The following is a 7,749-nucleotide window of genomic DNA, read 5'->3' on the forward strand; positions in this document are numbered from 1 at the left end:
CACGTAGGCGTGCGGCCACAGGGTGAGCACGGTGCCGCCGATCGGGGCGACCGCCTGCACCACGCCGCGCGGCGGGTCGATGGCCAGGCCGTAGCCGACGATGCCTTGGGCGAAGGTGGCGTCCGGGACGTCCTTCAAAGCGACCGGACGGCCGGGCACCGGGGCCAGGATCGTGGTCGGCTCGACGGCGGCGGCAGCGGCGACCGGGGCGGCCTCGGCTGCGGCCGGGGCGGCGGTGTCGACCGCGACGGCTGGACCGGCCGGGTTGGCCGCCAACGCGTTGAGGATGTCGTTCTTCAACGCCTCGGCCTGGGTGCCGAAGATGGCCTGGACGTTGTTGCCCACCTCGATCACACCGGCGGCACCGAGCTGCTTCAGCCGGGCCTGGTCGACCTTGCCCTTGTCGGCGACCTCCATGCGCAGCCGGGTGATGCAGGCGTCGGTGTTGACCAGGTTGGAGCGGCCACCGAAGGCGGCGATCAGTTGCTCTGCCTTGGCCAAAGCGGCTCCACCGGCTCCGCCGGCAGCCCCGGCAGCGGCGCCACCGTCGTCGGTCAGGTTCGCGGCCTGCTCGGCCTCGAACTCGTCATCGGGTTCGCGGCCCGGGGTGCGCATGTTCCACTTGACGATCGCGAAACGGAACATGAAGTAGTAGAGCGCGAAGAAGGCGACGCCCATGCCGATCAGCAGCGGAATGTTCTGGGCGGCGGGAGCGGTGCCGTAGAGCACCAGGTCGATCAGGCCGGCCGAGAACGAGAAGCCGAGGTGAATGTTCAGCAGGTAGGCGATGGCCAGCGACAGACCGGTCAGCAGCGCGTGGATGATGTACAGCGGGAAGGCGGCGAACATGAACGCGAACTCGAGCGGTTCGGTGACGCCGGTGAGGAACGCGGTCAGGCCGGCGGCCGACAGGATGCCGATGGCGACCTTCTTCTGCTTCGGCTTGGCGACGTGGATCATCGCCAGCGCCGCGGCGGGCAGGCCGAACATCAGGATCGGGTAGAAGCCGGAGGTGAGCAGGCCGGCGGTCATGTCGCCGTTGGCGAAGCGGGTCAGCTCGCCGGTCACGACGTCGCCGCCGGGGGTGGTGTACGAGCCGTAGATGAACCAGATGTAGGTGTTCAGGATGTGGTGCAGGCCGATCGGGATCAGCATCCGGTTGGCGAAGCCGTACAGGAAGGCGCCGAACGCACCGGAGCCGGCGATGAAGGTGGCAACGCCGGTCAGGCCGGACTCGAAGATCGGGTAGAAGTAGCTGAGCCCGAAGCCCAGGATCAGGCTGGCCAGCGAGACGACGATCGGCACGAAGCGGCGGCCGCCGAAGAAGCCCAGATACGCGGGCAGCTGGATGTTGTGGTACTTGTCGAACAGCCAGGCGGTGACCAGACCGACGATGATGCCGGCGAAGACGCTGTAGTTGATCATCGCCTGATCGCCCTTGGCGTCGGTGACGCCGGCAAGCACGACCGGGGACATGTTCTTGAACACGGCGTCGATGACCAGGTAGCCGGCCACCGCCGACAGCGCGGTGGAGCCGTCCGCCTTCTTGGCGAAGCCGATCGCGACACCGACGGCGAACAGCAGCGGCAGGTTGGCGAAGATGGCGCCGCCGGCGGCGCTCATCGCCTCGAAGAAGGGGCCGATGATCGGCGTCTTGATCTGGCCCAGCAGGTCGGGCTGGCCGAGCCGCAGCAGAATGCCGGCGGCGGGTAGTAGGGCGATGGGCAGCATCAGGCTCTTGCCGAGCCGTTGGAGTTGGGCGAACCCGGGAATGCGCGGGCCGGACTTCTTGGTCGAAGTCCCGTCGGCGACGGTGCTCATGCGGTCTCCTCTAAGCGGTTGCGAGCGGCGGCTGGTCGATTGGTGTAGACCATTAGGTAAAGATTGGCATAGACCAATCAGGGACGTCAAGCCTTTGCGAAGATTTGGTCTAGTCCAATATCCTGGCGGCCTGGTGTCGATTTCACACCCCGGAGGGACAGTTGTGAAGGTTCCGAAGTACTACCGGATCAAAGAGGCCATCCTCGAACTGATCGCCGACCTGCCACCGGGTTCCGCGGTGCCCACCGAGCGCGACCTGGCGGCCCGGTTCGACACTTCACGGACCACCGTGCGGCAGGCGATCGCCGAACTGGTGGTCGACGGCAAGCTGGTGCGCACCCAGGGCAGTGGCACCTTCGTGGCGCAGCCGAAGATGATGCGGGTGCGCCCACTCAGTTCGTTCTCGCAGGACCTGGCGATGGACGGCTGGCGTCCCGGCAGCGTGGTGCTCGACATCTCCGAGCTGGTCGCCGACGGGGAGCTCGCCGAGCATCTGGGTGTGCCGTCCGGCACCCCGGTGCAGCGGGTCGAGCGGCTGCGGACGGCCTTCGACGAGCCGATCGCGCACGAGGTCGCCCACCTGCCCCGGGTGCTGCCCCGGCTGGCCGAACACCTCGCTGAGTACGGCTCTCTGTACCGGACGCTGCGCGAGGAGTGCGGCGCCGTGGTGGCGACCGCGGAGGACATCGTCGAGACCGTGCTGGCCGACCCGGTCACCGCCGACCTGCTGGGTGTCGACACCGGCCTGCCGATGCTGCGGGTCCAGCGCACCGGCTGGGACGCCGACGGCAACGTGGTCGAGTGGACCGTCTCCAGCTTCCGCGGCGACCGCTTCCGCTTCATGTCCCGCCAGCGGCTCGACTATCCGGACGCCGCCGTCCAAGCCTCCTGAACCTACCGTCGGTCGAGCTTGTCGAGACCATTCAGAGGGATCTCGACAAGCTCGATCAGCGGTGGGGCCTACTAGCTGTCAGTGGGCGGTTCGGCGTCCTTCGCAGCCTCGGCCTGGGCCAGTTGAGCCTGCTCGGTGGCCGCTTTGCGGAGGGCGACGGCGCGATGGAAGTCGGCCTGGGTGGGCATGCCGTAGGCCCGTGCGGTCGAGTCGTGCAACTCGACGACGTAGCGGTAGACGCGCTCGGAGAACTGGTGCGCGATCTCGCCCGGCGCCGCCTTCAGCGGACGTCCGAACACCACGTGCACGTGCGGACGGCCCGACGGCGGCCGGGTCGCCCCGTACGGCATGGCAGCGAACGCACCGACCAGGGCGATCGGCAGGATCGGGACGTTGCGGCTGATCGACAGCGCCGCATGCCCGGGGGTGAAGTTCTTCATCGCACCGGTGCGCGACCGGGTGCCCTCGGGGAACAGCAGCAGCGGCACGCCCTCGCCGAGCAGCACGCCGGCCATGCCCTTCCGGTTCCGCAGGCCCTTGCGGTCGACCGGGAAGGCGTTGAAGAACAGCCGGGTGGCGGCGGCGGTGTACCACTTGTCGAAGAAGTAGTCGGCGGCCGCCCCGGCGGCCAGGTTGCGGCTCAGCCTGCGGGGCAGCGAGCCCATGATCAGCGGCGCGTCCAGGTGGCTGGAGTGATTGGCGACCGCGATGAACGGCGGCTTGAGGCCGTCCAGATTGCGGCGTCCGTGTTCATGGACGTGCAGCGCGGACCAGACGTACGGCTTCAGCACCAGTTGCTGCGCGACGAAGCGGCCGGCCGCCCCGGGAGCGGACGAGTACCGGTTCGGGTTGTCGTCGGCCACCACGTCCCTTCCGCTGGATCGGATCCTCCACATACCGCGCAGCAACCCTAGAGGACGGGGCTCACTGACGGCTTCTGCTCAAGATACGGGAGGCCCAACGCACTCCGGAACGCGGCGCGTGCCTGGCTAGCAGTTTCTGTAGCTTCCAACGCTTTGTGGGCACCGAAATGACGCGCTTCTTGTCGGCATCCACCAAAGCCTCGGCCGCAACTCTGTCGGAATCCACCCAGATGAAGTCCGGGATCGACGAGGTGCGGATTCCGGCCCGCTGATGGAACTCGGTCCGCACCCAACCCGGGTTGACCGCGGTCACCCCGACGCCGCTGCCGTGCAACTCGTTGGCCAGGCCCTCGGAGTAGGCGAGCACCCACGCCTTGATCGGCGAGTAGGCGCCCTGGCTGATGTAGGCGGCCAAGGACGCGGTGTTGATGATGGTGCCGTGACCACGAGCCCGCATCGCCCGTCCGGCGGCACCACCGAGAATGAGCACGGCGACGCACATCACGTCGATGGCGCGGGTGTGGGCGTCCAGGTCGTCGTCGAGCAGTTTCACGTGCAACCCGTAGCCGGCGTTGTTCACCAGGATCTCGACCGGTCGCTCGGCATCGGACAACCGGTCCGCGACCGTCAGCACGTCGGTGCGGACGGCCAGATCGGCCGCCAGTGTCTCCACCTGCACCCCGTAGCGCTCGGACAGCTCGGCGGCGCAGGACGTCAGGCGCTCGGCGTCCCGGGCGACCAGGATCAGGTCGTGGCCGCGGGCGGCCAGAGCGCGGGCGAAGGCGGCGCCGATGCCGGAAGTGCCGCCGGTGACCAGTGCCGTTGTCATGCCCGCAGGCTAGCGGCGGTGCCGCCGCCGACGGTTCGTCGGTCGTTCGCCGAACCTGTGAAGTTGCCTCGCGGCCCTGTGCCTGGCGATGGCCGGGCCGGTACTGTCAGACATGGACACCGCGAAGACGATGCTCGACGCTGCCGAGGCCTTCGTCGCCCTGGTCAGCGAGATACCGCATGACGCCTGGGATCGCCCCGCACTGGGGGTGTGGGACGTCCGTTCCCTGGTCGGCCACACCGCACGGGCGGTGATCACCGCTCACGACTACCTGGCCAGGCCGGCCGCGGCCCTCGAGCTGAGGTCGGCGGCGGAATACCTGGCGGCCGGTTACCTGGTCGACCGATCGATTCATGAGGCGGTGGCCGACCGGGGTGTGGCGGCCGGCCACGATCTGGGAGACGAACCGGCGGAGGTCGTCGAGACGATGATCGGACGCCTCCGCGCGGCCATTGCGGCGACCAAGGGCGACCCGGTGATCTCCACCTTGCTCGGCGGCATGCGCTTCTCCGACTACCTGGAGACCCGCACCGTCGAACTGGTCGTGCACACCTCGGATCTGGCCCGCGCGGTAGGTCGTGAGCCGCGCCTGCCGCCCGCCGCGATCGCCCGGGTGTTGCACATCATCTGTGACGCGGCGATGTTGAACGGACGCGGGCTGGATGCCGTGCGGCAGCTGAGTGCCCGGGACGGCTCCGCGTTCGAGTTGCTGTAGTCCCGTGGGTTGAACCTGTCCGCGGCGGATGGGCCAGGGGTCTCGACAACTTCCAGCGATGGAGTCGGCCTGCTCCGATCCGGCACGCTTGTCCCCGTGACTTCGACGCGCCCGGCCGTTGCCGACCCGACGCCAGTGCCTGCTCGGCACCGACCCCGAGGTCAGGGCTGGCTGGTCGTCCCAGGACTGCTCGCCGCTGTGCCGGCGGTCGTGGCGACCTGGCTGCGGGTGCTGCCGCCCTCGTCGGAGCGGCTGGCCAAGCTGGCGTCGTTCATTCCCTACGGCCTGGTCTTCTGGCTGCCGGCGCTGCTGCTGGTGGGCATCGCGGCGATGCGTGCGCTGCGGCACCGGACGCCGGGCAGGCTGGTGGTCGTGCCGCTCGCGCTGCTCTGCGCGGCCGGCCTGGCGGCGTCCGTTGCCTGGCAGGGGCCCGCGTTCGTCGCCGACCGGCGTCCGGCCGTCACCGAGCCGCTGACCGTCACCAGCCTGAATGTGGCCGTCTCGGCCGACGCTGCCGCGGCTGCGCGGGCGGTCACGGGTACCGACGTGGCGGTCTTCGTCGAGGCGCATGCCGACTGGGTCGCCTCGCTGCCGCAGAGTTTCCGAGCCGCGTACCCCTACCGGGCGCCGGCGGACGGCGCCGCACGCGCGACCGACAGCGACACCGTCGTCTTCTCGAAGTACCCGATCGTGTCGTCCGAGGCGCTGCCGGCGAGCAACTTCCAGCAGTGGTCGGCGGTGGTCCGCACGCCGCAGCTGGGCCGGGTGCGGGTGGTCGCCGTGCACCCCTGCAACCCCTACTGCCGGCCCGGCCTGTGGGTGCAGGACGCCGCCCAGCTGCGCGCCTGGCTGGCCGCCCATCGCGACACGATGCCGATGATCGTCGCAGGCGACTTCAACGCCGTGGACGACCACCTCACCATGCAGCACCTCTACGCCGACGGCTTCCGCAGCGCGGCCGATCTGGCCGGTGCCGGCTTCGTCCGCACCTGGCCGGCCGACCGGTCGTTCCCCGCGCTGATCGGCATCGACCACGTGCTGGTGACGCCCAACCTGACCGCGTCCGGCTTCAGCACCTTCCGGGTGCCCGGCACCGACCACCTCGGCGTCCGAGCGGTGCTGGCCGGAGCCGAGGCCTGAGCGGTCGCTGGTCGAGCTTGTCGAGACCCCGGTGGTACGAGCGTGGGGGTTTCGACAAGCTCAACCGACGGTGCCTCAGGCGCCGACGGCCGCCTTGGTCTCGCGCGCCATCGCCAGCTCCTCGTTGGTCGGCACCACCAGCACCGTCACCTTCGAATCGGGCGTCGAGACCACCCGCGGCTCCTTGGAACGGACGGCGTTCGCCTCGTCGTCCAGGCTGAAGCCGAAGCCGGCCAGCCGGTCGATGACCGCCTTGCGCAGCCCCGGGTTGTTCTCGCCGACACCCGCGGTGAAGGTGATCGCGTCCAGGCTGCCCAGCACCGCCAGGTAGGCGCCGATGTAGTGCAGCAGCCGGTGCACGTAGACGTCGAGGGCCAGCTTGGCGTCGGCGTTGCCCTCGGCGATCAGATCGTTGATGTCGCGGAAATCGGTCACTCCGCAGAGCCCGAGCATGCCGGACTTCTTGTTCAGCAGGGTGTCGATGTCGTCGATGCTCATCCCCACCTGGCGGGACAGGTAGGCGTGCAGGCCCGGGTCGACGTCGCCGCTGCGGGTGCCCATCACCAGGCCCTCCAGCGGGGTCAGCCCCATCGAGGTGTCCACCGCGACGCCGCCGCGGATCGCCGAGATCGAGGCGCCGTTGCCGAGGTGGCAGACGATCTGGTTCAGCTCCTCGTAGGGCCGGCCGAGCACCTCGGCGACCTTCTTCGACACGTAGCTGTGCGAGGTGCCGTGGAAGCCGTAGCGCCGGATGCCGTGCTCCTCGGCGACGTCCTTCGCCACCGCGTAGGTGTACGCCTCGATCGGCAGGCTGGAGAAGAACGCGGTGTCGAAGATCGCCACGTGCGGCACGTCGGGCAGCGCCGCGCGGGCCGCCTCGATGCCGGCGATGGCCGGCGGGTTGTGCAGCGGGGCCAGCGGCGACAGTTCGCGCAGGTGGTCGAGCATCTCGTCGGTGACCAGGGTGGTCTCGCGGAAGGCGGCGCCACCGTGCACCGTGCGGTGCCCCACGGCGACGACGTCGGCGAGCTTGGGACCGTTCTCCTCGAACAGTTGCACCATCACCTTCAGCGCGCGGCCGTGGTTGGGGAAGCCGCGCTCCTGGTGGAAGGTCTGGCCACCGACGGTGTGGTCGATGGTGCCGGACTCGTCCCCGATCCGCTGGATCAGGCCCGTCGCCACCACCGTCTCGTCGTCGGCGTCGATCACCTGGTACTTGATAGAGGACGAACCCGCGTTCAACAGCAGAATGGGCGTGCTCATGGAAGGCTCCTAGGGTTTCGGCGGTCGTGTCGTCAGTTGGCGTCGGCTTGGGCCTGGATGGCCGTGATCACCACGGTGTTCACGATGTCCTCGACCAGGGCACCGCGGGAAAGGTCGTTCACGGCCTTCTTCAGGCCCTGCAGGATCGGGCCGATCGCGACCGCACCCGAGGACCGCTGCACCGCCTTGTAGGTGTTGTTGCCGGTGTTCAGGTCGGGGAAGATGA

At 69.1% G+C, this 7,749-nt stretch carries 8 protein-coding genes; 3 read left to right on the plus strand and 5 right to left on the minus strand.

The annotated features are described in order from the left end of the window. Nucleotides 1-1,821, minus strand: a 1,821-nt coding sequence (locus Q0066_RS05360) for a PTS transporter subunit EIIC (RefSeq protein ID WP_298130844.1), incomplete at its 3' end; no start/stop codon positions are given. 163 nt (nt 1,822-1,984) lie between these two features. Here Q0066_RS05360 and Q0066_RS05365 point away from each other — a divergent pair. Next, nucleotides 1,985-2,713: a GntR family transcriptional regulator gene (locus tag Q0066_RS05365; protein ID WP_298130846.1), complete on the plus strand. Its 729-nt coding sequence runs from the start codon at nt 1,985-1,987 to the stop codon at nt 2,711-2,713. Between the two features lie 71 nt (nt 2,714-2,784). Here the strand turns inward: Q0066_RS05365 and Q0066_RS05370 are convergent, their stop codons facing one another. Then, nucleotides 2,785-3,609, minus strand: a complete 825-nt coding sequence (locus Q0066_RS05370) for a lysophospholipid acyltransferase family protein (RefSeq protein WP_366521498.1) — start codon at nt 3,607-3,609, stop codon at nt 2,785-2,787. 28 nt (nt 3,610-3,637) lie between these two features. Next, entirely contained in the window at nt 3,638-4,405 is a 768-nt protein-coding gene (locus Q0066_RS05375) for an SDR family NAD(P)-dependent oxidoreductase (RefSeq protein WP_298130847.1), read from the minus strand. A 112-nt stretch (nt 4,406-4,517) separates the two neighbouring features. Between Q0066_RS05375 and Q0066_RS05380 the strand changes: the two genes are divergently transcribed. Both Q0066_RS05380 and Q0066_RS05385 read left to right on the plus strand, forming a co-directional pair. After that, nucleotides 4,518-5,120 (plus strand): maleylpyruvate isomerase family mycothiol-dependent enzyme, encoded by a 603-nt coding sequence (locus tag Q0066_RS05380; protein ID WP_298130848.1) that lies wholly within the window; start codon nt 4,518-4,520, stop codon nt 5,118-5,120. 96 nt (nt 5,121-5,216) lie between these two features. Beyond that, the gene (locus Q0066_RS05385; protein ID WP_298130850.1) at nt 5,217-6,260 is read left to right on the plus strand and encodes an endonuclease/exonuclease/phosphatase family protein; all 1,044 of its coding nucleotides are present in this window, start codon (nt 5,217-5,219) and stop codon (nt 6,258-6,260) included. Nucleotides 6,261-6,335: 75 nt separating this feature from the next. On the opposite strand, the gene Q0066_RS05390 is transcribed toward Q0066_RS05385, so the two are convergent. Together Q0066_RS05390 and Q0066_RS05395 are read right to left on the minus strand one after the other, a co-directional pair. Then, nucleotides 6,336-7,523 (minus strand): acetate kinase, encoded by a 1,188-nt coding sequence (locus tag Q0066_RS05390; protein WP_298130851.1) that lies wholly within the window; start codon nt 7,521-7,523, stop codon nt 6,336-6,338. A 32-nt stretch (nt 7,524-7,555) separates the two neighbouring features. Then, nucleotides 7,556-7,749, minus strand: a 194-nt coding sequence (locus Q0066_RS05395) for a phosphate acyltransferase (RefSeq protein WP_298130854.1), incomplete at its 5' end; no start/stop codon positions are given.

Source organism: Micropruina sp., assembly GCF_027492755.1.
GTDB lineage: Bacteria > Actinomycetota > Actinomycetes > Propionibacteriales > Propionibacteriaceae > Micropruina.